Source organism: Curtobacterium sp. NPDC092190, from assembly GCF_044755625.1.
Lineage (GTDB): Bacteria > Actinomycetota > Actinomycetes > Actinomycetales > Microbacteriaceae > Curtobacterium.
Genome location: NZ_JBIVRJ010000003.1, coordinates 267,560 through 289,585, shown reverse-complemented (window position 1 = coordinate 289,585; position 22,026 = coordinate 267,560). Strand labels below are relative to the sequence as shown.

Below are 22,026 nucleotides of genomic sequence, written 5' to 3'. Positions count from 1 at the left end.
GGCGTTCACCGACGGACCGTCACGAGTTCGCCGTGACGGCTCCGACGGACGATGATGGGTCCGTGACCGACACCTCCGCGCCCCAGCAGCAGACCGACGCGTTCCCGACGCTCGCGGACATCGAGGCCGCTCGGCAGACCATCGCGGGCGTCGCACGCGTCACGCCGATGGAGACGTCGCAGTTCCTCGCCGAGCTGCTCGGCTCGCCGGTGCACCTGAAGTGCGAGAACCTGCAGCGCACGGGCGCCTACAAGGTGCGCGGCGCCTACAACCGACTCGCCGCCCTCAGCCCCGAGCAGCGAGCGGCGGGTGTCGTCGCCGCGAGTGCCGGCAACCACGCGCAGGGAGTCGCCCTGGCCGCTCGTGAGCTCGGCATCCCGGCCACGATCTTCACCCCGGTGGGCGTCGCGCTGCCCAAGCTCCAGGCGACGCGGCACTACGGCGCCGAGGTCGTGCTGCGCGGTCACTCGGTGGAGGAAGCGCTGAGCGCCGCGAAGGACTTCGCCGCCCACACCGGTGCGGTGTTCATCCCGCCCTTCGACCACCCGGACGTCATCGCGGGCCAGGGCACGCTGGGCCTCGAGATCATCGACCAGGTGCCCGACGTCGACACGGTGGTCGTGCCGATCGGTGGCGGCGGGGTGATCTCCGGCATCGCGCTCGCGGTGAAGGGCATGTCCGAGCGCCTCGGTCGTCCGATCCGGGTGATCGGCGTGCAGGCGGAGAACGCCGCGGCGTACCCGTCGTCGATCACCGCGGGAGCACCGGTCACGATCACGACGAAGCCGACGATCTCGGACGGCATCGCGGTCGCCCGACCGGGCGACCTGAACTTCCCGATCATCCGCGACCTGGTCGACGAGATCGTGACCGTCTCGGACGACGACACCGCCCGTGCCCTCCTGGTGCTGCTCGAGCGCGCGAAGCTCGTGGTCGAGGCCGCCGGCGCCGTCGGCGTCGCGGCGATCATGTCCGGCGCCGTCCGTGACACCGGCCGCACCGTCGTGCTGCTGAGCGGTGGGAACATCGACCCGCTCATGATGGAGCGGATCATCACCCGCGGTCTCGTCGCGGCGTCGCGCTACATCGGCATCCGGATCATGCTGCCCGACCGCCCCGGGCAGCTCGCCCGCGTCGCCCAGGTCATCTCGGACGCCGGCGCCAACGTGGTCGAGGTGCTGCACACCCGGCACGGGCAGGGCCTGGTGATCAACGAGGTGGCCCTGGACCTGTCGATCGAGGCACGCGGCCCCGAGCACGCGCAGGAGGTCATCCAGCGCCTGCACGAGGTCGGATTCCGCCCGGAGCTGCTCGAGAACTGACCCCGCCGCGCTGGCTGCACGCGTCGGTGTCTGCGGTGCGCACGGGACGGCCGCGCAGGCGTCAGGGTCGCGTGAGCGACACCGCGGACGGCCGGGAGGCGCGTGGAGCTCCCGTCATGACCCTCACGTCGATCCTGCCCTCGCTTCGCGACGTCGTCGCGCACCGACCGGCGCCGAGAGCCCCGTCGGCCCCTGCACAACGAAGAGCAGCTCGCGCCACGTGGTTCCGTGGTGCGAGCTGCTCCTCGTTGTGCACTGGCGCGTCGCGCCGCCTGCTGGCCCGCCGCGCGCTCTGCGGCCTTCGCGTTCCGGGCGCACTGCGGCGCCGGGCGCCGGGCGCCGGGCGCCGGGCGCCCTACGGCTCGTAGCGCTCGACCTTCGTCACCTTGGCGCTGATCTCCTTGCCGTTCGGCGCGGTGTAGGTCGTCTCGTCGCCCGCGCGCAGCCCGAGGATCGCGGCACCGACCGGGCTCACCGGGCTGTACACGGTCAGGTCGGACCCCTCGGCCACGATCTCGCGGTTGCCCACGAGGAAGGTCGACTCGTCGCCGGCGATGACCGCCGTGACGACGGTGCCCGGCTCGACGGTGCCGTCGAAGTCGGCCTCGCCCACGGTGGCGTGCTTGAGCAGCTCGGTGAGCTGCCGGATGCGGGCCTCGATCTTGCCCTGCTCGTCCTTCGCGGCGTGGTAGCCGCCGTTCTCCTTGAGGTCGCCCTCTTCACGCGCCGCCTCGATGCGGTCCGCGATCTCCTTGCGGGCCGGGCCCGACAGCTGTTCGAGCTCGGCCGTGAGACGGTCGTGCGCCTCCTGGGTCAGCCAGGTGGTCTGCGTGTCGTTGCTCATCGGTCTCCCTTTCGACAAAGGACGAGACCGGCCGGTGTGGCCGGTCTCGTCCGCGAATCAGTCGAGTCTAGGGAACCCAGCAGTCGTGGATCAAGCCGGTCACGCCGCGGGTCGTGGTGTTCACCTCGGTCGAGATCGAGCGGGTGCGCTGCTCGGATGCCGGCAGCGTCACCTCCTTCCACCCGACGATCGAGTACGACTTGTCGAGCACCTGCACGGCGCACCGGACCTCGGTCCCCGGGTCGGCCGACACCTGTGAGTGCACGACAGTGCGGTGGTCGGAGACGACGGTGTACCCGAGCTCGGTGTCGTCGAGCCCGTGTGACTCCTGGTCGAGGCCGGCCCAGACCACCCACGCGACGAACACGAGCACGACGGCGATCGCCGCGACGACCCCGAACAGCTTCCCGCGGCGCCGACGATCCGGCGTGCGCCCGTACCGGTCGTCCAGCGACGCGGCGGTGGTCGTGGCCGTGGCCGACGCAGCGGTGGGGGTGGGGTGCAGCGGTTCGGACAGTTCGGGGCTCCTGGGGTGATTATCCTGGTCCCAGGGTAGTTCACGCCCCGCTGTGCGCTGCCCCCACGCCCGGGTCGATCCGTGCGCGTCCCGCCCGCTCCGTCACCCGTGAGGATCCTCCGTGCCGTACCGCCTGCTGGCCGTCCACGCCCACCCCGACGACGAGTCGAGCAAGGGTGCCGCGACGGCCGCGAAGTACGTCGCCGAGGGGCACCAGGTGATGGTCGTCTCCTGTACCGGCGGCGAGGCCGGGGACATCCTCAACGACCAGCTCGGTGAGCCGGCGACGAGCCGCGCCCACCGCGACATGGCGGGCTACCGGCGCACCGAGATGGCGGCTGCGCAGGCAGCGCTCGGCATCGACCACGTCTGGCTCGGCTACCACGACTCCGGGCTGCCGGATGCCGAGAAGGGCGAGACGGTCCGTCCGGGCACGTTCTCGACGGTGCCCCTCGAGTACTCGACCGAGGCACTCGTCCGCGTCGTCCGCCGCTTCCGTCCGCACGTGCTCGTCACCTACGACGAGAACGGCGGCTACCCGCACCCCGACCACATCCGCACGCACGAGGTCTCGGTCGCCGCCTGGCGCGCCGCCGCCGACCCCGCGGAGTACCCGGACGCCGGGGAGCCGTGGTCGATCAGCAAGCTCTACTACGAGCGCACCATGAACCCGCGCCGCTTCCGCACGATCTACGAGGCACTGCGCGAGCGCGACCCGGACAGCGCTGCCGTCGAGCAGCTGCGCGAGTGGGTGGAGCGGTTCGCCGACCGGCCGGACCTGGCGACGACCCACGTCGACGTCCGCGACCACTTCGACGCCCGCGACGCCGCCCTGCACGCGCACGCCAGCCAGGTGCCGCCGGACAGCGTCTTCTTCTCGTGGCCGAACGACCTCCTCGCGACGGTGTGGCCCACCGAGGACTACCAGCTCGTCGAGGCCCGCGTGCCCACCGACCTGCCGGAGTCCGACCTGTTCGCGGGGCTCCCTGACGACGAGGACACCACCGCGTGAGCACCATCCTGACGGCCATCGCCGCCGCCCCCAGCCCGAGCCCGTCGGTCGTGCCCGACGTCGACGTCACCCCCGGGGTCGCCGGCTTCGTCGCGATCGCGGTCGTCGCGGTCGTCACGATCCTGCTCGTGGTCGACATGACCCGCCGAATCCGTCGGACCCGCTACCGCGCGGAGATCCGCCAGCGGCTCGAGTCCGACGCGGGCGACGGCACGTCGACGGACGAGCCGGTGCGTCGCGCCGACGAGGACGGCCGGACCGACCTGGGCGACGACACCGAACGCGGCTGAGCCCGCGACGTCGGCAGCAGCGACACCAGCAGCGGCGACGTCGGCAGCAGCGACGTCCCCAGCAGACGGACGGGAGGCCCGTGGCGAGCGTGCCACGGGCCTCCCGTCCGTCGTCCGGTCGCCCCTGCCGGCCGGTGCCGCGGTCCGCAGCGGCTGCGGTCAGCGCACCGGGTCGAGGGCCACGATGAGCACGCCGACCCACTGCGCGGCGAACGCGACGACGGTCAGTGCGTGGAAGACCTCGTGGAAGCCGAACACGGTCGGGGCGGGGTCGGGGCGCTTGAAGCCGTAGACCAGGGCACCGATGACGTACGCCAGGCCGCCGGAGAGCACGAGGACCGTCATCGGGACGCTCGCGGCGAAGAACTGCGGGAGCAGACCGAGCGCAGCGCACCCGAGCACGAGGTAGATCGGCACGTACAGCCAGCGCGGTGCGCCGATCCACAGGACGCGGAAGGCGATGCCCAGCGCGGCCCCGGACCACATCACCCAGAGCACGACCACCATGAGCGTGTGCGGCAGCGCGCAGATCGCGATCGGCGTGTACGTGCCGGCGATGAGCAGCAGGATGTTCGTGTGGTCGATCCGCTTGAGGACCTTCTTCACCGTCGGGCCCCACGGGAAGCGGTGGTAGGTCGCGGAGACGCCGAACATGAGCAGCGACGTCGCCATGAACACGGCGCTGCCGGCCTTCGCGGCCCCGCTGTCGGCCAGGGTGATGAGCACGATGCCCATCGCGATGGCGAACGGGAACGTGCCGAGGTGGATCCAGCCGCGCCAGGCGGGGCGCGGCGGCTCGGTGGTGTCCGCTTCCTCGGTGAACGGGACGTGGGGGAGCGTGGCGGTCTCGTCCTGCATGGGGCGACAGTAGGGCCCCCGGCCGAACGGCAGCAGGGAATGCACAGCCCCGCACGGCCGGCGTCACGGTGCACTACAGTCGTGGCGTGACCGGCAGGGTGGGATGGGCAGGGCGCGGCGTCCTCTACCGTGCCTACCAGCGTCGTATCCGCCGCCAGATCGACGGCCAGGCGATGCCGAAGCACGTCGCCATGATCGTCGACGGCAACCGTCGCTGGGCCAAGCAGCTCGGCCTCGAGTCGGCCGCCCACGGGCACCGTGCCGGCGCGGCCAAGATCCCCGAGTTCCTCGACTGGTGCGACGAGCTCGGCATCGAGGTCGTCACGCTCTACCTGCTGTCCGCTGACAACCTGACCGGTCGGGGCGGCGAGGAGCTCGAGCAGCTCGTCGGCATCATCGGCGACCTGGCCGGGACGCTCGCCGTGCACCGCGACTGGCGCGTGCAGCACGTCGGTTCCGACGAGGGGCTGCCCGCGGGTCTCCTCGGGGCGCTCGCGGACGCCGAGGCCCGGAGCGCAGCCCACAACGGCCTGCACGTCAACCTCGCGGTGGGCTACGGCGGACGCCGGGAGATCGCCGACGCGATGCGGAGCATCGTCCGGGCGCACGGCGAGGGCGGCGGCACGCTCGACACCCTGGCCGAGGTGCTGACGCCCGAGCTCATCGGCGACCACCTGTACACGCAGGGCCAGCCCGATCCCGACCTGGTGATCCGCACCTCGGGTGAGCAGCGGTTGTCGGACTTCATGCTGTGGCAGAGCGCGCACAGCGAGTTCTACTTCGTCGAGGCCCTCTACCCGGACCTGCGCGAGGTCGACTTCCTGCGGGCCGTGCGCGACTTCGGCCTGCGCTCCCGTCGCTTCGGCGGCTGATCGCGGGAGGCTCCCGACGGCGGTGGCGAGTGCGTCGGGCGGCTCAGGTTCGCGCGGCCTCCGTGCGTCCCAGTAGACTCACAGGGTTTTCGTCCCACGGAAGGTTGCCCCTGTGAACATCGCCGAGTACGCGGCCGGCTTCGACGAGGAGCCCGGCTACCTCGACCACGCCGCCTTCGGGCCGGTGCAGACCGCCGTGCTCGAGGAGCAGCGGGTGCTCGGGACGATCCAGGAGCGCATGCGCTTCGGCGCCGTGGAGACCCTCGACGAGCAGGACGCCCGGGTGCGCACCGTCGCTGCCCGGCTCGTCGGCCGTCGCGAGGACCAGGTGGTCTCGCAGACCGCCACGACGCCGGGGCTGCTGCACACCGCGTTCGGCCTGACCGGCGGTGTCCTCGTGGCCGCCGACGAGTACCCGTCGCTGCCGCTCGCACTGGCGAGCGCCGCCTCGGCGACGGGTGGCCGCGTGCAGCCCGTCGTCGTCGAGTCCGGTGCCGGCTGGATGACCCCGACGCTGGTCCGGGAGCGCCTGACCGACGACGTCGCCGCCGTCGCCGTGTCGCTCGTCGACTGGCAGACCGGGTACCTCGCCGACCTCGCTGCGATCCGGGAGGTCATCGGTGACCGCCTGCTCATCGTCGACGCGATCCAGGGCTTCGGCGTCGTCGACGCCCCGTACGAGGTCGCCGACGTCGTCGCCACCGGCGGGCAGAAGTGGCTGCACGCTGGGTGGGGCACGGGCTTCCTCGCGTTCAGCGACCGCGCCCTGAACCGCCTGCGCCCGGCGCTGTCCGGGCCGCACGGCACGACCGGCTGGCCGACCGAGGTCCCGTCGGTGAAGCCGGGCGCCGCGGGGTACCAGATGACGCGCGTCGACCCGGTCGCACAGGCCCGGATGGCGGTGTCCCTCGAGCGGCTGGTCTCCGTCGGGGTCGGGGCCGTGCAGGAGCGCGTGGCCGACCGGGTCGAGCGGGTGCTCGACATCGCCGACGAGTTCGGCCTGTCGGTCGAGTCCAGCCGTGACCCGCGGGAGCGCGCCGGCATCGTCGTGCTGCGTCCGCCGCAGGGTCGGCTCACGGCGCTGTCCGCGGCGCTGCACAACCACGGGGTCACGGCGACGACGCGGCTCGGGGTCGCGCGGGTGTCGGTGTTCGCGTCCACCACGGACGCGACGCTCGACATGTTCCGCGACGCGTGCCTGTCCTACGCCACGATGCAGTAGCGCGCCCGCGCGCTGGCCGCCCGCCGGCCTGGCCGCGGTCCGCGAGACTCGGCCGGGCGGACGTGTTCGCGCCTCCCGGCCCGCGAATCCGTCCGCGTCCGCGAGTCTCGCCGCTGCGCGCCTGCGCGCCTGCGCGGCTGCGCGCCTGCGCGCCTGCGCGCCCGGACGGGCACGGGCCGGACGTGCGCCCGAGGCGGCCGGGAGGCCCGTAGCGGGCCCGCCCCGTGCCTCCCGGCCGTCGTGGTGCGCGTTCACGTGACCGTAACCTCCGGGACCGCGTGTCGCGGTCCGGCTGTCGGGGGCCGGTCGTAGCTTGGCGCCACCGGGCACGGTGCCCGGTCGGAGCGGCCAGGCAACGGTGCTTCGGGACCGCTCTCCGGCCGCGTCGAGGACAGCGACCGGGCCGAGCGCGGCCCGGGGATGGAGTGGTCGTGACCTCTCGCAACGTCGCTCGCGAACCCGCCCAGCGGTCCACCGCGGACTCGTCCACGTCGGTCGCCCAACGCACGTACGTGCTCGACACGTCGGTGCTCCTCAGCGATCCGCGGGCGCTGTTCCGCTTCGCCGAGCACGCCGTGGTGCTGCCCGTGGTCGTCGTCAGCGAGCTCGAGTCCAAGCGTGACGACCCGGAGATCGGGTACTTCGCGCGCCAGGCCCTGCGGCTGCTCGACGAACTGCGGGTCGAGCACGAGCGGCTCGACTTCCCCGTCGCACTCGACGACGGCGGTTCCTTCCGCGTCGAGCTGAACCACTCCGAGCAGTCCGTGCTCCCGTCCGGGCTCCGGCTCGGGGACAACGACTCGCGGATCCTCGCGGTCGCGTCGAACCTGGCGAACGACGGGCTGGACGTCGTCGTCGTGTCGAAGGACCTGCCGCTGCGCGTGAAGGCGTCGTCGATCGGCATGGCCGCCGAGGAGTACCGCGCCGAGCTCGCCGTCGACTCCGGCTACACGGGCATCACCGACCTGCAGGTCTCCGGTGAGCAGATGAGCGACCTGTACGAGCACGAGGAGATCCGGTCCTCGCGGCTCGACGGCGTCCCGGTGAACACCGGCGTCGTCATCCACTCGGAGCGCGGGTCGGCGCTCGGCCGCGTGCACGAGGCCGGCGCGGTGTCGCTCGTCCGCGGCGACCGCGAGGTCTTCGGGCTGCGCGGACGCTCCGCCGAGCAGCGGCTCGCGATCGACGCCCTGCTCGACCCGGAGATCGGCATCGTCTCGCTCGGGGGATCGGCCGGCACCGGCAAGTCGGCGCTCGCGCTCTGCGCCGGGCTCGAGGCGGTGCTCGAACGACAGCAGCACAAGAAGATCATGGTGTTCCGGCCGCTCTACGCCGTGGGCGGGCAGGAGCTCGGGTACCTGCCGGGCGACGCCTCCGAGAAGATGAACCCCTGGGCGCAGGCCGTCTTCGACACCCTCGGCGCGCTGGTGTCCGACAACGTCCTCGACGAGGTCGTCGAGCGCGGGATGCTCGAGGTGCTGCCGCTCACGCACATCCGCGGGCGGTCCCTGCACGACGCGTTCGTCATCGTGGACGAGGCGCAGTCGCTCGAGCGGAACGTCCTGCTCACCATGCTGTCGCGCATCGGGCAGAACTCGCGTGTGGTGCTCACGCACGACGTCGCCCAGCGCGACAACCTGCGGGTCGGCCGGCACGACGGTGTCGCGAGCGTGATCGAGCGCCTGAAGGGGCACCCGCTGTTCGCGCACGTGACGCTGACCCGCTCGGAGCGGTCGGCGATCGCGGCGCTCGTGACGGAGCTGCTCGACTCGCCCGACCTCGGGTAGCGCGGCTGGTCGGCCGCCAGCGAAACTCGCCTGGGCGGACACGTTCGCGGTCGCAGGACTGCGAACGTGTCCGCAGGCGCGAGTCTCGGGGGTGACCCGACGACGGACGGGAGGCACGGTGCCAGCCGGCACCGTGCCTCCCGTCCGTCAGTGGGTCCCGAGGGTCAGTTCGGGTGCGTCATCGACAGCACGTCCAGCGCGCTGTCGAGCTGCTCCTCGGTGACCTCGCCGCGCTCGACGTGGCCCAGGGCGACGACCGCCTCGCGCACGGTGATGCCCTCGGCGACGGCGTACTTGGCGACCTTGGCCGCGGCCTCGTACCCGATGACGCGGTTGAGCGGCGTGACGATCGACGGGGACGACTCCGCGAACGCGCGGGCGCGCTCGAGGTTCGCCTGCAGCCCGTCGATGGTCTTGTCGGCGAGCACCCGCGAGCTGTTCGCGAGCAGGCGGATCGACTCGAGCAGGGCGGTGCCCATCACCGGGATCGCGACGTTGAGCTCGAAGGCACCCGAGGCGCCGGCCCAGGCGACCGTCGCGTCGTTGCCGATGACGCGTGCAGCGACCATCAGGGTGGCCTCGGGGATGACCGGGTTCACCTTGCCGGGCATGATCGACGAGCCGGGCTGCAGGTCCGGGATGTGCAGCTCGCCGAGGCCCGTGTTCGGACCCGAGCCCATCCAGCGCAGGTCGTTGTTGATCTTCGTCAGGCTGACCGCGATGACCTTGAGCGCACCCGACGCCTCGACCAGTGCGTCCCGGGCCCCCTGTGCCTCGAAGTGGTCGAGCGCCTCGGTGATCGGCAGGCCGGTGTCCGAGGCCAGACGGGCGATGACCTGCTGCGGGAAGCCCTTCGGCGTGTTGATGCCGGTGCCCACCGCGGTGCCGCCGAGCGGGACCTCGGCGACACGGGGGAGCGTGGCCTGCACGCGCTCGATACCGAGCCGGACCTGGCGGGCGTAGCCGCCGAACTCCTGCCCGAGGGTGACCGGGGTGGCGTCCATCAGGTGGGTGCGTCCGGACTTCACGGCATCGGCCCAGAGCGTCGCCTTGGCCTCGAGCGACTCCGCCAGGTGCTCGAGCGCGGGGACGAGCGTGCGGATGAGGGCCTCGGTCACGGCGACGTGCACGGAGGTCGGGAAGACGTCGTTCGACGACTGGGACGCGTTGACGTGGTCGTTCGGGTGGACGTCCGTGCCGGCGATGCGGGTCGCCAGGGTCGCGAGGACCTCGTTCATGTTCATGTTCGACGAGGTGCCGCTGCCCGTCTGGTAGACGTCCACCGGGAACTGGTCGTGGTGCTCGCCGCCGATGATCTCGTCGGCCGCCCGTGCGATCGCGTCGGCCACGGTCGGGTCGACGATGCCGAGGGACCCGTTGACGACCGCTGCGGCGCGCTTGATCCGGGCGAGGGCGACGATCTGTGCCGGCTCGAGTCCGCTGCCCGAGATCGGGAAGTTCTCGACCGCGCGCTGCGTCTGGGCGCGGTAGAGGGCGTCCACCGGGACCCGGACCTCGCCCATCGTGTCGTGCTCGATGCGGAAGCCGTCACCGCCCGTCGCGGTCCGGTCGGTCGCGGTCTGGTCGGGCTCGCTGGTGTGGGTCACGTCGTCGTGGTCCTTCCTGTGGTGCACGGCCGGAGCGGTCGCTCCGGTGTCTTCGGCGGCCCGGTGGTCTCCGGGCGTCGCGTCGTGGCGGCCGGTCAGGCCTGGCCCACGACGGTGTCGATGGTGACCTCGCCTGTGGAGAGGTCGTAGGTCGCCCCGACGACGGCCAACCTACCGTCGGCGACCGCGTCGGAGACGACACCGGACCGCTCGATCACCTGGCGGAGCGTGGCCTCGAGGTGCGCGGCACCGACGGCCTCCTGCGGGAGCTCGGCGTCGGTCGCGCGGACCCGCTCGACGCTCGGCGCGATCGCGTCGACGAGCGACTGCAGGTGCGGCGCGGGCACGGGCTCGCCCGAGCGCGCTGCGGCGACGGCTCCGCACGCGGTGTGGCGGAGGACGACGACGAGCGGGGTGCCGAGGGCGACGACCGCGAACTCGATGGAGCCGAGCACGACGTCGTCGACGATCTGACCGGCGTTGCGGATCGCGAACAGGTCACCGATGCCCGCGTCGAAGACGTGCTCGAACGGCACGCGTGAGTCGGAGCAGCCGAGCACGGTCGCGAAGGGCGCCTGCGAGCCCGTGAGCTCGCCACGGCGGTCCGGGTCGATCCGGCCGGTGCGGCGCTTGTCGGCGGCGAAGCGGGCGTTGCCCTCGACGAGCAGGCGGAGGGCGTCGGACGGGGTGGAGGCGGCGCGGTCGGGCATGGTCTTCCTCGTGCTTCGGGTTCGGTCGGGCGGGGTCAGTTCGCGAGCTGCTCGGTGACGGCCTTCGCGACGGTCGTGAACGACGAGTCGTCGGCCGTGCCGGACAGGACGATGGTGTCGCGGCCGAAGGTGTGCACGAGCGAGTACGCGTGGTTCCCGGCGTCCTTGCCCTCGTCACGACGGTCGTACACGGTCCACTTCGTGCCGTCGATGGTGCGGTCACCGGTGGCGGGCTCCTGGTCGAGCTGGTTGGCCACCCACGACGCGTTCGCATCGATGCCCTGCTGGAGGCCGATGTACTGGCGGTCCGGGGTGACGAGGCCGACCGTCCAGACCCGCACGCCGTCCGACGTCTTGTCCTGGAAGTCGGCGCGGTTCGAGGTGAAGCCGTCGGGCAGGTCCGGTGCCGCGAGCGTCACGCCGGGCACGTCGGCACCGGCGGCGACCTGCTGGTAGTCCACGGACCGGTCGACGGTCTGGTCCGGTCGCACGACGACGGCGACCAGGAAGAGCACGATGCCGAGCGATGCGATGAGCGCCAGCACGAGGTTGAAGGCGGTCTGGTGCTCGCGGCGGGAGCGTCGCGCGGCGTCCTTCCGGGCCCAGGTCTCCTCCGGGGTCTCCGGGCGGCCGAGCTCGGCGACGATCGGCCGGCCGTCGGGGTCGGTCACCGTGCTGCTCCGTCCGGGTCGCCTGCGGTGTCCGCGGTGCCGTCGCCGGCCGACGCGGCACGGGCGGCGTCCAGCCGGGCGCGCGCACCGACGAGCCACTCCTCGCACCGGGCCGCGAGGGCTTCGCCACGCTCCCAGAGCGCGAGCGAACGCTCGAGCGTCGCGGACCCCTGCTCCAGCTCACCGACGACGCGCACGAGTTCGTCGCGCGCTGCCTCGTAGCTCAGCGACTGCACGTCGGACGGCACGGGTTCCTGCTGGGATGACACACCCCGATCCTACCGAGCACCCTCCGTCGACGGTGCACCGCCGACGGAGCCCGTGGGGACCGGGCTACGCCCCGGAACCGTCCGGCCCCGGTCCCTCCGGCTCGAGCGTCCCCGTCGCCGTGCCCGCGCCGAGGGTGACGTGGACCGGCGTCGCACCGTCGAGGTCCTCGGTGCCGCGCACGACCCCTCCGTCGCTCCGCTGCACGATGGCGTAGCCGCGCCGCAGGGTGTCGCGCGGCGAGAGCGCGCGCAGCCGCCCGGTCAGGTGCCCGACGTCGCTGTGCGAGCGCTCGAGGCGTCGGTCGAGCAGCTCGCGGGCACGGGACAGGTCGCGTGCGACCTCCTCGGCCCGGGTGTCGACGAGCCAGGCGGTCGACGCCAGCGCCGGGCGGGACCGGAGTGCGGCGATCCGGTCGGCCTCGACCGACAGGGTGTGCGAGAGCCGCAGCCCGAGCCGGGCCCGGGCCTGGCGGACGTTCGCGAGCTCCTCGGCCACGTCGGGCACCACGCGCTTCGCCGCGTCCGTGGGGGTGGAGGCGCGCAGGTCGGCGACCTCGTCGAGGATCGGGCGGTCCGCCTCGTGCCCGATGGCGGAGACGATGGGGGTGGTGGCGGCCGCGGCGGTCCGGACGAGTCCCTCGTCGCTGAAGCCGAGCAGGTTCTGGAAGTCGCCGCCACCCCGGGCGACGATGATGACGTCGACGGTCGGGTCGGCGTCGAGCTCGAGGATCGCGGCCGTGACCTCGCCCACGGCCCGCTCGCCCTGCACCGCCGTGTGCACCGTGCGGAACTCGACCTGCGGCCAGCGGAGCTGCGCGTTCCGCTTGACGTCCTTCTCGGCGTCGGAGTCCTTGCCGGTGATCAGGCCGATCCGGTGCGGCAGGAACGGCAGACGCTTCTTGCGGGACGGGTCGAACAGGCCCTCCGCCGCCAGGGTGCGCCGGAGCCGTTCGAGCCGCTCGAGCAGGTCACCGAGGCCGACGTGCTTCATCTCGACCACCTGCATGGTGAGCGAGCCGCCCTTAACCCAGTAGTTCGGCTTCACCGCGGCGACGACGCGAGCGCCCTGCCCCAGGTCCGCGGGCACCCGGGAACGCACGCTCGACCAGATCGAGAAGGACACGGTCGCGTCGACCTCGACGTCCTTGAGCTTGCCGTAGACGTTGCCGCCGGCGACGTTCCACTGCGTGATCTCGCCCTCGACCCAGGCGGTGCCGAGTCGGTCGATCCAGTCGCGGAGCTTCGCCCCGAGCAGGGCGACGGGCCACGGGTTGTCGGCCGTCGGCGGGCCCTGTTCGATCGCCATGCCCACCATCGTGCCGCATCCCGGCGACAGCGCCGGCCCGCGGCGCCGCACGCCGGTGCTCCACCACGTCGTCACGGCCCGGCTCGGCCCCGGACGCACCCAGGCCCCGCGCGTGCCCGGGACCTATCATCGAGGACGTGACGATCACCAACGGCCGCACGGTCCCGCTCGCCCCGCCGCGGGTGCACGCAGCGCGTGGTCGGCTGCGGGACGAGCCGGTCGCCGGCACGAAGAAGGTCCTGCTCGCCGCGCCGCGCGGGTACTGCGCGGGTGTCGACCGTGCCGTGGTCGCCGTCGAGAAGGCGCTCGAGCAGTACGGCGAGCCGGTCTACGTGCGGAAGCAGATCGTCCACAACGTCCACGTCGTCTCCACGCTCGAGCAGCGCGGCGCGGTGTTCGTCGACGACGTCGCCGAGGTCCCGCGCGGCGCACACGTCGTCTTCAGTGCGCACGGCGTCGCACCCGCCGTCGTGGCCGGTGCCGCAGAACGCGACCTGCACGCGATCGACGCGACCTGCCCCCTCGTCACCAAGGTCCACCGCGAGGCCACCCGCTTCGCGAAGGCGGACCGCACGATCGTCCTGATCGGCCACGCCGGTCACGAGGAGGTCGAGGGCACCATGGGCCACGCGCCCGAGCGCACGATCCTGGTCAACGGACCCGAGGACGTCGCCGCGCTCGAGGTGCCCGACCCCGACAACCTCGTCTGGCTGTCGCAGACCACCCTGAGCGTCGACGAGACGATGGAGACCGTCCGCCTGCTCCGTGAGCGGTTCCCGTCCATCGAGAACCCGCCGTCGGACGACATCTGCTACGCCACGCAGAACCGCCAGGTCGCGGTGAAGAAGGTGGCGCCCGACGCCGACCTCGTCATCGTCGTCGGTTCGGCGAACTCCTCGAACAGCGTGCGCCTCGTCGACGTCGCCCTCGAGTACGGTGCGGCGTCCGCCCACCGGGTCGACTACGCCGAGGAGATCCGCCAGGACTGGCTCGACGGTGTCCGCACGGTGGGTGTGACCAGCGGTGCCTCGGTGCCCGAGGAACTCGTCACCGAGGTGCTCGAGCAGCTCGCGGACGCCGGCTACGGCACCGTGGAAGAGGTCGTGACGGCGCACGAGGACCTCATGTTCTCGCTCCCCAAGGAGCTCCGCACGGACGCCGCGGGCAACCCCACCCGCGCCCTCGGCGGGCGTCGCTCGTGAGCGGCCTCCGCGGCGACTGGTCGTCGGCACCGGCCCGTGAACCGGGGCACGTGGACGAGACCGCCCTCGGCCTGGAGGCCCGTCCCGCCTCCGCCGCACCGGCCTCCGGTCGACGGGACGGCCGGGTCCACGGCACGCCCGCTCCCGAGTACGGCGAGTACGCGCCGGAGGGCTGGGTGAACCCGGTCCTGGTCGAGCAGGAACGGCGCGACCGGCAGCGGCGCGAAGCCGACGACCGTGCCCGCGCGGCGACCCAGGGGCCGACCGACCGTGGCACGGCACGCACGACCCGTCCGACGGACCGCCGCACGCCCGGTGGCACCGGCGCCGGGCCGTCGCGGGGTGCCGCGGCCGGTCAGGAGCGGCCGACGCTCTCGAGCCGCTTCGGGGCGTCGCAGTTCGACTTCGTGGTGACGGTCGCCCTGTTGGCGTTCGGTCTGCTGTCGGTCGTGCAGTCGCTCGCCGTGAGTGACGTCGCCTCCGCCGTGCGCAGGGCGTTCGAACAGCAGGGCCTGGAGCTCTCCGACCCCACGGCGCTGTCGACCGCCGCTGCCGTCGGAGCCATCGGCAACGTGGTCGTGTTCGCCCTCGTCGCGTGGTGGTCCCTGCGTCGGCTGGCCGCTCGGAGGTGGACGTTCTGGGTCCCGCTGCTCGGCGGGGCCGTGGCGTCGCTCGTCAGCCTGGTCGCCTTCGCCGTGGTGATGTTCCAGGACCCGGGCTTCGTGCAGGTGCTGATGCAGCAGTCCGGGGCCTGACCCTCGGGCCCTCGCTGTCGTGTGCGGGCCGTGCGCCCGTCAGCGACCGGTGTCGAGCAGTCCGGTGACCCGGTCGACCGTGGCGTCGAGGTGGTCCTGCAGCGGTGTTCCGTCCGCGTCCTCGAGCCACGTCTCGAGCGCGGTCTGCAGGACGAGGACCGTGAGCCCGGCGACGGAGCGGGCGGTCCGGTCGTCCTCGCCGCGGCGACGGAAGCCGTCCCGGACCGCCGCCCGCAGGTCCTCCTGCTTCCGCAGGTCCCGCTCCCGCAGGTCGGGCTCCTCGCTGATGATCCGTCGTGCGGCGAGCACCTGGTCGCGGCGGGGGTCGAACCGCTCGGCCGCGAGCCGCCGGAGCCCGTCGAGGACCACGCGCATCGGTGCCTCCTCGGCCGGCGCGGTCTCGATCATCCGGGTCGCGATCGCGGGGATCTCGTCGTCGCCGAAGAAGACCTCGCGCTTGTCGCTGAAGTGGCGGAAGAACGTGCGCCGGGTGACGCCCGCCCGCGCGACGATGTCGGGGACCGTCGTCGCATGGAAGCCGCGTTCCGCGAAGAGCTCCATCGCGGCCGTCCGCAGTCGCTCACGGGTGTCCGGTGCCCATCTCGCCATGGGGACACCCTAGTGATGACACTCGGTGCCGAGGGCGGGTAGAGTGACGACACCAGGTGTCATCGCTCGTGACGAAAGGCCCGCCGTGCCCGACAACTCCGCCGCTCTGCTCCGTGAACCCCGGGGCGCACTCGTCGTCGACCGGGTGCCGGTCCCCGTCCCCGCCGAGGACGAGGTGGTCGTGCGCGTCCGCGCCGCTGCCGTCAACCCCGTCGACTGGGTGATCCAGGGCACGGGGCCGGTGACCTACCGCTGGCTCCGGACGCCGGCGGTGCTCGGCTCGGACGTCGCCGGCGAGGTCGTCGCCGTCGGCGCCGGCGTCACCCGCTTCGCGGTCGGCGACCGTGTCGTCGGACTCGCGACCGGGACCGACCGTGGCCGCGACCCGGTGCACGAGGGCGCGTTCCAGGAACACACCGCGCTGCTCGAACGCCTGACCGCCGCGGTGCCGGACGACGTGCCCCTCGAACAGGCCGCGGTCCTTCCGCTCGGGGCCTCGACCGCCGCCTGCGCGCTGTTCCAGCCGAAGCACCTCGGGCTCCCGCTCCCCGGGGCCGCCGACGCGCCGTCGGACCGCTCCGGCGTCGTCGTGGTCTGGGGTGGTTCGACGAGCGTCGGGATGAACGCGGTGCAACTCGCCCGTGCCGCCGGGTACGCGGTCGTGAGCACCGCGTCGCCCCGGAACGCCGCGACCGTCCGGTCGCTCGGGGCCGACGTCGTCGTCGACCACGGTTCGCCGACGGCGGTGGACGACCTCGTCGCCGGCGTCGCCGGACGCCCCGTCGTCGGTGCCGTCGCGCTCGGGACGACCTCGACGGCCGCGTGCATCGAGGTGCTCCGCCGGACGGGTGGCACCGCGCTGGCGATGGCGAGCACGCCGGTCTCCCTCGACCGGGTCGCCGGCCGTCGGCGACTCTTCCCGGCGATGCTCCCGGTGTTCACCCGCCTCGGACTCGCCACGCTGGCGCTCACGCTGCGTGCCCGTCGTGCGGGGATCCGCGCCGCGTTCGTGTGGGGGAGCAGCCTGCGCGACGACGACCTGGGCCCCGAGCTGTGGGGCCGGGTCCTGCCCGAGGGACTCGCCGACGGCTCGATCCGACCGATGCCGGAGCCGCTCGTCGTCGGGCACGGGCCGGGCGCGGTGCAGGGCGCGATCGACCGGCAGCGTGCAGGGGTGTCCGCGCGCAAGGTGGTCGTGACGCTCTGACCAGCGGGCCAGCCGGCGCTGTCCGGCCGGCCGGGCCGTGACCCGCCTACCCGGCGAGGAAGGCGGCGACCGCGCCGTGCAGTGCCGCGAGGTCGTCCACGTGCACGAGTTCGCGGACCGAGTGCATCGACAGCAGGCCGACGCCGATGTCGATCGTCGGGATGCCGAGCCGCGTCGCCGCGATCGGGCCGATGGTCGAGCCACCGGGGATCGTGTTCACGTTGACGAACGGCTGCCAGGAGACGCCGGCGGCATCACAGGCGGTCGCCCAGACGGCCTCGCCCTTCGCCTCGGTCATGTAACGCTGGTTCGCGCTGATCTTCAGGAGCGGGCCCGCTCCCGGACGCGGACGGTTCGTCGGGTCGTGCTTCTCCGGCTGGTTCGGGTGGACGAGGTGTCCGGCGTCGCTCGACAGGAGCCAGGACGCCCGGAACGCCCGGGCGGCCTCGGAGCGGGTGGCACCGAGCCCCTCCTGCACGCGGCCGAGCACGTCCTCGAGGAACGGGCCCCCGGCACCGGACGGGGTCGAGGAACCGATCTCCTCGTGGTCGAACGCCGCGAACACCGGGATGTGGTCGCCGTCGGTCGGCGCGTCGACGACCCCGCGGAGCCCGGCGTGCACGCTCGTCAGGTTGTCCATGCGGCCGGACGCGAGGAACTCCCGATCGATGCCGATGCGCGCCGGCGGCTGTGTGTCCGCGAGGAAGAGGTCCCACGAGACCGCGTCCTCCCCGAGCCGGCCGCGCAGCCACCCGAGCACGTCGGTGCCGCCGGTGGTGCCGTCCGTGCCGACGACCGGCAGGGTGTGGCGCTGCCGGTCGATCTCCTTGCCGTCGTTCACCCCGCGGTCGAGGTGGATCGCGAGGTTCGGGATCCGCGCGACCGCGTCGGTCGACACGAGCCGCACCGATCCGTCGGCGTCGACCACACGTCCGGCGATGCGGAGGTCGCGGTCGAACCAGGTGGACAGGAGCGCGCCGCCGTAGACCTCGACGTTGAGCTGCTCCCACCCGCCCACGCGCACGGCCGGGTTCGGCTTGATGCGGAAGCCGGGGGAGTCGGTGTGGGCACCGAGGATCCGGAAGGGGGTGGTGGGCGTCGCCGACTCCGGCAGACGCCAGGCGATGACCGCGCCGTCACGGACGACGACGTAGGCGCCGGCCTCGGTCGGCCAGGCGTCGAGCTCCGACAGCTCGGTGAACCCCGCTGCGACGAGCTGGTCCCGCGCGACCGCGGCCGCGTGGAACGCGGTGGGGGACTCGGTGACGTACTGGGCGAACGAGGAGGCGATGGCGTCGGAGGTCACCCGCCCATCGTGGCACGGGCGGTGGCGGTGACCGGACGAGGAACGGGGCGCGTCCTTGCGGACGCGCCCCGTTCCTCCCGGCTGGTGGTGCCGATCAGCCCTTGCTGTTGCCGGCCGAGCCGAGGACCTTCGCCGCTTCGACGACGCGGGCCGCCATGGCGGTCTCGGCGACCTTGCCCCACGCACGCGGGTCGTACTGCTTCTTGTTGCCGACCTCGCCGTCGATCTTCAGCACGCCCTCGTAGTTCCGGAACATCGAGTCGGCGATCGAGCGCGTGAACGCGTACTGCGTGTCCGTGTCGATGTTCATCTTGATGACACCGTTGCGCACGGCCTCGTGGATCTCGTCGTCGGTCGAGCCGGAGCCGCCGTGGAAGACGAGGTCGAGCGGGTTCTCACCGGTGCCGTGCTTCTGCGCGACCGAGGCCTGGATCTCGCCGAGGAGCTCCGGGCGCAGCTTGACGTTGCCCGGCTTGTAGACGCCGTGCACGTTGCCGAACGTGAGCGCGGCGATCCAGCGACCCCGGTCGCCGAGCCCGAGGGCGTCGACGACCTTCTCGACGTCGTTCGGGGTCGTGTAGAGCGCGTCGTTGGTGCCCTCGTGCTGGACGCCGTCCTCTTCTCCGCCGACGACGCCGATCTCGACCTCGAGGATCGCGTTGATGTTGCGCGTCTTCTCGATCATCGTGCGGGCGATCTCGATGTTCTCGTCGAGCGGTACGGCCGAGCCGTCCCACATGTGCGACTGGAAGATCGGGTTGCGGCCCTGGCGGACCTCCTCCTCGCTCGCGGCGATGAGGGGCATGACGAAGCCGTCGAGGGCGTCCTTCGGGCAGTGGTCCGTGTGCAGCGCGACCGTGACGTCGTAGTTCTTCGCGACCTCGTGGGCGAAGCGGGCCATCGCGAGGGCGCCGGCGGCGCGGTTCTTCACGGTGTGCCCGGCGAAGTAGTCGGCGCCACCGGTCGTGACCTGGAGGATGCCGTCCGAGCCGGCCTCCTGCAGGCCCTGGAGGACCGCGTTGATCGTCTGGGAGGAGGACACGTTCACCGCGGGGTAGGCGAACTTGCCGGCCTTCGCTCGTTCGAGCATCTCGGCGTACTGTTCCGGCGTTGCGATGGGCACTGCGATCTCCTTCGACTGGTGGTTCCCCGCCGAGCCTAGTCAGGGCTCCTCAACGGGTTACAGCGTGCACGTCCGTGCACCCGTGCGGCCGCCCCGGAGCCCGGTCGGTAGGCTCTGGTCGTGACTCCCACGACTGAGACCGGCTCCCTGTTCCTCCAGCCCGACCGCAACCTGGCGCTCGAGCTCGTGCGTGCGACGGAGGCCGCCGCGATCCGTGCGCAGCCGTGGGTCGGCCGGGGCGAGAAGAACCTCGCGGACGGCGCAGCCGTCGACGCGATGCGGAAGTTCCTCGGCACGGTGAACTTCGACGGTGTGGTCGTCATCGGCGAGGGCGAGAAGGACGACGCCCCCATGCTCTTCAACGGCGAGCACGTCGGCAACGGCCACGGCCCGGCCTGCGACATCGCGGTCGACCCGATCGACGGCACCTCGCTCACCGCCGCCGGCCGGCAGAACGCCATCTCCGTGATGGCCGTCTCCGACCGCGGCTCGATGTACGACCCGTCGGCGGTGTTCTACATGGACAAGATCGCCGCGGGCCCCGAGGGTCGTGGCGTCCTCGACCTCGAGAAGCCGATCGGCGAGAACATCCGCGCGCTCGCGAAGGCGAAGCACAAGGACATCGAGGACATGCAGATCGCCGTCCTCGACCGTCCGCGCCACGACGAGCTCATCCGCGCGATCCGCGCAACGGGCGCCGGCACGCGCCTGCTGCTCGACGGCGACGTCGCCGGTGGCATCTCGGCGGCACTGCCCGGTTCGAAGATCGACATGTGCGTCGGTGTCGGCGGTACGCCCGAGGGCATCATCACCGCGTGCGCGATCAAGGCGCTCGGCGGTGTGATCCTCGGCAAGCTCCAGCCCAAGGACGACGAGGAGCGCCAGAAGGCACTCGACGCCGGGCACGACCTGGACAAGGTCCTCGACCAGGACGACCTCGTGACGGGCGACAACACGTTCTTCGTCGCGACGGGCGTCACCGACGGTGTCCTCGTGGACGGTGTCCGCCGGTCGCGCGGTGTCATCCACACCGACTCGCTCGTGCTCCGCTCGCGCTCGAACACCATCCGCCGCATCCAGGCCGACCACCGCGCCGAGAAGTGGTTCTGATCCGGCCGGACCGCTGACGGCCGTCGGGACGCCTGACCGCTCGCACGACGAGAAGCACCCCGAACCACGCGATCACGTGGTTCGGGGTGCTTCTCGTCGTGCCGGAGCACCTCGCGCCGCGGCGCCTCGTGCCGTGGCGCCGCGCGGTCAGTCCTCGTCGAGGGCGCCGACGAGCTCCGGCGCGGTGAGCAGCCGCGGCTCGTCGTCGATCGTCGCCGGGTCGGCGAGCACCTTCGACTCGTCGAGCAGCGACAGCCGCCGGGCGCTCGGCAGCACCTGGCGCTCGAGCGACCCCACGAAGCGGTTGTAGTCGACGACCGAGCCGCGGATGGCCCGGCCGAGCTTGTCGACGTGCCCGCCCATGGTGGCCAGGCGGCCGTACAGCTCGCGGGACACCCGGAAGAGCTCGCGTGCCTCGGCGGTGACGACGTCCTGCTGCCACGAGAACGCCACCGTCTTCAGCACCGACCACAGCGTGACGGGTGACGCCAGTGCGATGCGCTTGCGGAAGGCGTGGTCGAGCAGTCCGGGGTCGGCGGCCAGCGCGCTCGAGACCAGCGACTCGGACGGGATGAACGCGATCGTCAACTCGGGCGACGCGTCGTAGCCCGTCCAGTACTCGCGGGCGGCGAGGGCGTCGACGTGCGCCCGGAGCGCCTTGACGTGCTGCGCGATGAGCTGCTCGCGCCGGGCACCCTCGGCACCCGTCGCGCTCGCCGGGATCTCGGCCGCCTGCAGGTAGGCGCTGAACGGCACCTTCGCGTCGACGGCGATCGTCTTGCCGCCGGGCAGGTGCACGACCATGTCGGGTCGGGCGGTCCCCGCGGTCGTCGTGATGGAGGACTGCACGTCGAAGTCCACGCGTTCGAGGAGCCCCGCGGCCTCGACGACGTTCCGGAGCTGCGTCTCGCCCCACACGCCGCGGGTGCTGTTCGAGGACAGGGCGCTCGCGAGGGTGTCGGCCGTCGCGCGGAGCCGTTCCTCGGACTCGGCGGCGGATCGCAGCTGCGCGGAGAGGGCACCGTACTGCTCGCTGCGGGACTGCTCGAGTTCGGCGATCTTCGCGCGCATGACGTCGAGCGTCTGCGCGACCGGGCTCAGCGCAGAGAGCACCTTCGACTCGCCCTGTGTGCGCGCGGCGTCGGCGCCGTGCATGCGTTGCACGAGGTGCTCGAGCTCGGCGGCACGGCGTTCGAGGGAGTCGACCTGCCGGCGGTACTGGGCGTCCTGGGCGTCGAGGCGCTCCTCGGCGTCGGCGCGCACCGAGTCGAGCTGCGCACGCAGCACGTCGGCCGTCGCCCGTGCGGCTGCCGCCTCCACCCCGGCGCGCGAGCGGGCGAGCGACCACGCGACGACGGCACCGACGGCCGTACCGAGGACGAGGCCGATGACCAGGGCGAGGATCTGCATGTCGTGACCCTGGCAGG

The 22,026-nt window shown here is 72.5% G+C and carries 22 protein-coding genes; 10 read left to right on the top strand and 12 right to left on the bottom strand.

Annotation, left to right across the window (positions count from 1 at the left end):
• Window positions 1-62 precede the first annotated feature (62 nt).
• Window positions 63-1,322, top strand: a complete 1,260-nt coding sequence (gene ilvA / locus ACIQFY_RS09255) for a threonine ammonia-lyase (protein ID WP_066652647.1) — start codon at window positions 63-65, stop codon at window positions 1,320-1,322.
• Between the two features lie 355 nt (window positions 1,323-1,677).
• Here the strand turns inward: ilvA and greA are convergent, their stop codons facing one another.
• Together greA and ACIQFY_RS09245 are read right to left on the bottom strand one after the other, a co-directional pair.
• Window positions 1,678-2,166 (bottom strand): transcription elongation factor GreA, encoded by a 489-nt coding sequence (gene greA / locus ACIQFY_RS09250; protein WP_066652650.1) that lies wholly within the window; start codon window positions 2,164-2,166, stop codon window positions 1,678-1,680.
• A gap of 67 nt (window positions 2,167-2,233) precedes the next feature.
• Window positions 2,234-2,548: a DUF4307 domain-containing protein gene (locus ACIQFY_RS09245; protein ID WP_400339917.1), complete on the bottom strand. Its 315-nt coding sequence runs from the start codon at window positions 2,546-2,548 to the stop codon at window positions 2,234-2,236.
• Between the two features lie 256 nt (window positions 2,549-2,804).
• Between ACIQFY_RS09245 and mca the strand changes: the two genes are divergently transcribed.
• Complete coding sequence (mca, locus tag ACIQFY_RS09240; RefSeq protein WP_144411239.1) at window positions 2,805-3,695, top strand: mycothiol conjugate amidase Mca; 891 nt, start codon at window positions 2,805-2,807, stop codon at window positions 3,693-3,695.
• Window positions 3,692-3,985, top strand: coding sequence for a hypothetical protein (locus ACIQFY_RS09235; RefSeq protein ID WP_326495678.1), 294 nt, complete (start codon window positions 3,692-3,694; stop codon window positions 3,983-3,985). The genes mca and ACIQFY_RS09235 overlap by 4 nt, the downstream gene beginning before the upstream one ends.
• 159 nt (window positions 3,986-4,144) lie before the next feature.
• Here the strand turns inward: ACIQFY_RS09235 and ACIQFY_RS09230 are convergent, their stop codons facing one another.
• Window positions 4,145-4,843: a hemolysin III family protein gene (locus ACIQFY_RS09230; protein WP_400339549.1), complete on the bottom strand. Its 699-nt coding sequence runs from the start codon at window positions 4,841-4,843 to the stop codon at window positions 4,145-4,147.
• An 86-nt stretch (window positions 4,844-4,929) separates the two neighbouring features.
• Here ACIQFY_RS09230 and ACIQFY_RS09225 point away from each other — a divergent pair, with 86 nt between their 5' ends.
• The 3 genes from ACIQFY_RS09225 (at window position 4,930) to ACIQFY_RS09215 (ending at window position 8,724) form a co-directional block, all read left to right on the top strand.
• The gene (locus tag ACIQFY_RS09225) at window positions 4,930-5,715 is read left to right on the top strand and encodes an isoprenyl transferase (RefSeq protein WP_326495680.1); all 786 of its coding nucleotides are present in this window, start codon (window positions 4,930-4,932) and stop codon (window positions 5,713-5,715) included.
• A 112-nt stretch (window positions 5,716-5,827) separates the two neighbouring features.
• Complete coding sequence (locus tag ACIQFY_RS09220) at window positions 5,828-6,937, top strand: aminotransferase class V-fold PLP-dependent enzyme (protein WP_066652665.1); 1,110 nt, start codon at window positions 5,828-5,830, stop codon at window positions 6,935-6,937.
• A 425-nt stretch (window positions 6,938-7,362) separates the two neighbouring features.
• Entirely contained in the window at window positions 7,363-8,724 is a 1,362-nt protein-coding gene (locus tag ACIQFY_RS09215; protein WP_209683731.1) for a PhoH family protein, read from the top strand.
• A 164-nt stretch (window positions 8,725-8,888) separates the two neighbouring features.
• Here the strand turns inward: ACIQFY_RS09215 and ACIQFY_RS09210 are convergent, their stop codons facing one another.
• The 5 genes from ACIQFY_RS09210 to xseA all read right to left on the bottom strand — a co-directional run bounded on the left by ACIQFY_RS09210 (window position 8,889) and on the right by xseA (window position 13,287).
• Window positions 8,889-10,262, bottom strand: coding sequence for a class II fumarate hydratase (locus ACIQFY_RS09210; RefSeq protein ID WP_400339915.1), 1,374 nt, complete (start codon window positions 10,260-10,262; stop codon window positions 8,889-8,891).
• Between the two features lie 164 nt (window positions 10,263-10,426).
• On the bottom strand, window positions 10,427-11,041 hold the full coding sequence (locus ACIQFY_RS09205) for a carbonic anhydrase (RefSeq protein WP_066652668.1): 615 nt from the start codon (window positions 11,039-11,041) through the stop codon (window positions 10,427-10,429).
• Window positions 11,042-11,076: 35 nt separating this feature from the next.
• A complete protein-coding gene (locus tag ACIQFY_RS09200) occupies window positions 11,077-11,712 on the bottom strand; it encodes a DUF4245 domain-containing protein (protein WP_066652670.1) in 636 nt (211 codons plus the stop codon).
• Window positions 11,709-11,981: an exodeoxyribonuclease VII small subunit gene (locus tag ACIQFY_RS09195; RefSeq protein ID WP_066652672.1), complete on the bottom strand. Its 273-nt coding sequence runs from the start codon at window positions 11,979-11,981 to the stop codon at window positions 11,709-11,711. The genes ACIQFY_RS09200 and ACIQFY_RS09195 overlap by 4 nt, the downstream gene beginning before the upstream one ends.
• 64 nt (window positions 11,982-12,045) lie before the next feature.
• Window positions 12,046-13,287: an exodeoxyribonuclease VII large subunit gene (gene xseA / locus ACIQFY_RS09190; protein WP_400339544.1), complete on the bottom strand. Its 1,242-nt coding sequence runs from the start codon at window positions 13,285-13,287 to the stop codon at window positions 12,046-12,048.
• 137 nt (window positions 13,288-13,424) lie between these two features.
• On the opposite strand from xseA, the gene ACIQFY_RS09185 reads away from it, so the two are divergent.
• Both ACIQFY_RS09185 and ACIQFY_RS09180 read left to right on the top strand, forming a co-directional pair.
• On the top strand, window positions 13,425-14,489 hold the full coding sequence (locus tag ACIQFY_RS09185; protein WP_081984691.1) for a 4-hydroxy-3-methylbut-2-enyl diphosphate reductase: 1,065 nt from the start codon (window positions 13,425-13,427) through the stop codon (window positions 14,487-14,489).
• A complete protein-coding gene (locus tag ACIQFY_RS09180) occupies window positions 14,486-15,244 on the top strand; it encodes a DUF6264 family protein (RefSeq protein WP_400339541.1) in 759 nt (252 codons plus the stop codon). The genes ACIQFY_RS09185 and ACIQFY_RS09180 overlap by 4 nt, the downstream gene beginning before the upstream one ends.
• 39 nt (window positions 15,245-15,283) lie before the next feature.
• On the opposite strand, the gene ACIQFY_RS09175 is transcribed toward ACIQFY_RS09180, so the two are convergent.
• Window positions 15,284-15,853 carry a TetR family transcriptional regulator gene (locus ACIQFY_RS09175; RefSeq protein WP_066652678.1) on the bottom strand — a complete coding sequence of 190 codons (570 nt, stop codon included), beginning with the start codon at window positions 15,851-15,853 and terminating at the stop codon, window positions 15,284-15,286.
• 85 nt (window positions 15,854-15,938) lie between these two features.
• Between ACIQFY_RS09175 and ACIQFY_RS09170 the strand changes: the two genes are divergently transcribed.
• Window positions 15,939-17,060, top strand: coding sequence for a zinc-binding alcohol dehydrogenase family protein (locus ACIQFY_RS09170; RefSeq protein ID WP_400339538.1), 1,122 nt, complete (start codon window positions 15,939-15,941; stop codon window positions 17,058-17,060).
• 46 nt (window positions 17,061-17,106) lie between these two features.
• Here ACIQFY_RS09170 and ACIQFY_RS09165 read toward each other — a convergent pair whose 3' ends face one another.
• Window positions 17,107-18,366: a M18 family aminopeptidase gene (locus tag ACIQFY_RS09165; protein WP_251154687.1), complete on the bottom strand. Its 1,260-nt coding sequence runs from the start codon at window positions 18,364-18,366 to the stop codon at window positions 17,107-17,109.
• 94 nt (window positions 18,367-18,460) lie between these two features.
• Window positions 18,461-19,489 (bottom strand): class II fructose-bisphosphate aldolase, encoded by a 1,029-nt coding sequence (fbaA, locus tag ACIQFY_RS09160; protein WP_066652690.1) that lies wholly within the window; start codon window positions 19,487-19,489, stop codon window positions 18,461-18,463.
• Window positions 19,490-19,609: 120 nt separating this feature from the next.
• On the opposite strand from fbaA, the gene glpX reads away from it, so the two are divergent.
• A complete protein-coding gene (glpX, locus tag ACIQFY_RS09155) occupies window positions 19,610-20,599 on the top strand; it encodes a class II fructose-bisphosphatase (RefSeq protein ID WP_081984693.1) in 990 nt (329 codons plus the stop codon).
• 147 nt (window positions 20,600-20,746) lie between these two features.
• Here glpX and rmuC read toward each other — a convergent pair whose 3' ends face one another.
• Window positions 20,747-22,009, bottom strand: coding sequence for a DNA recombination protein RmuC (rmuC, locus tag ACIQFY_RS09150; protein WP_326495684.1), 1,263 nt, complete (start codon window positions 22,007-22,009; stop codon window positions 20,747-20,749).
• Window positions 22,010-22,026 lie beyond the last annotated feature (17 nt).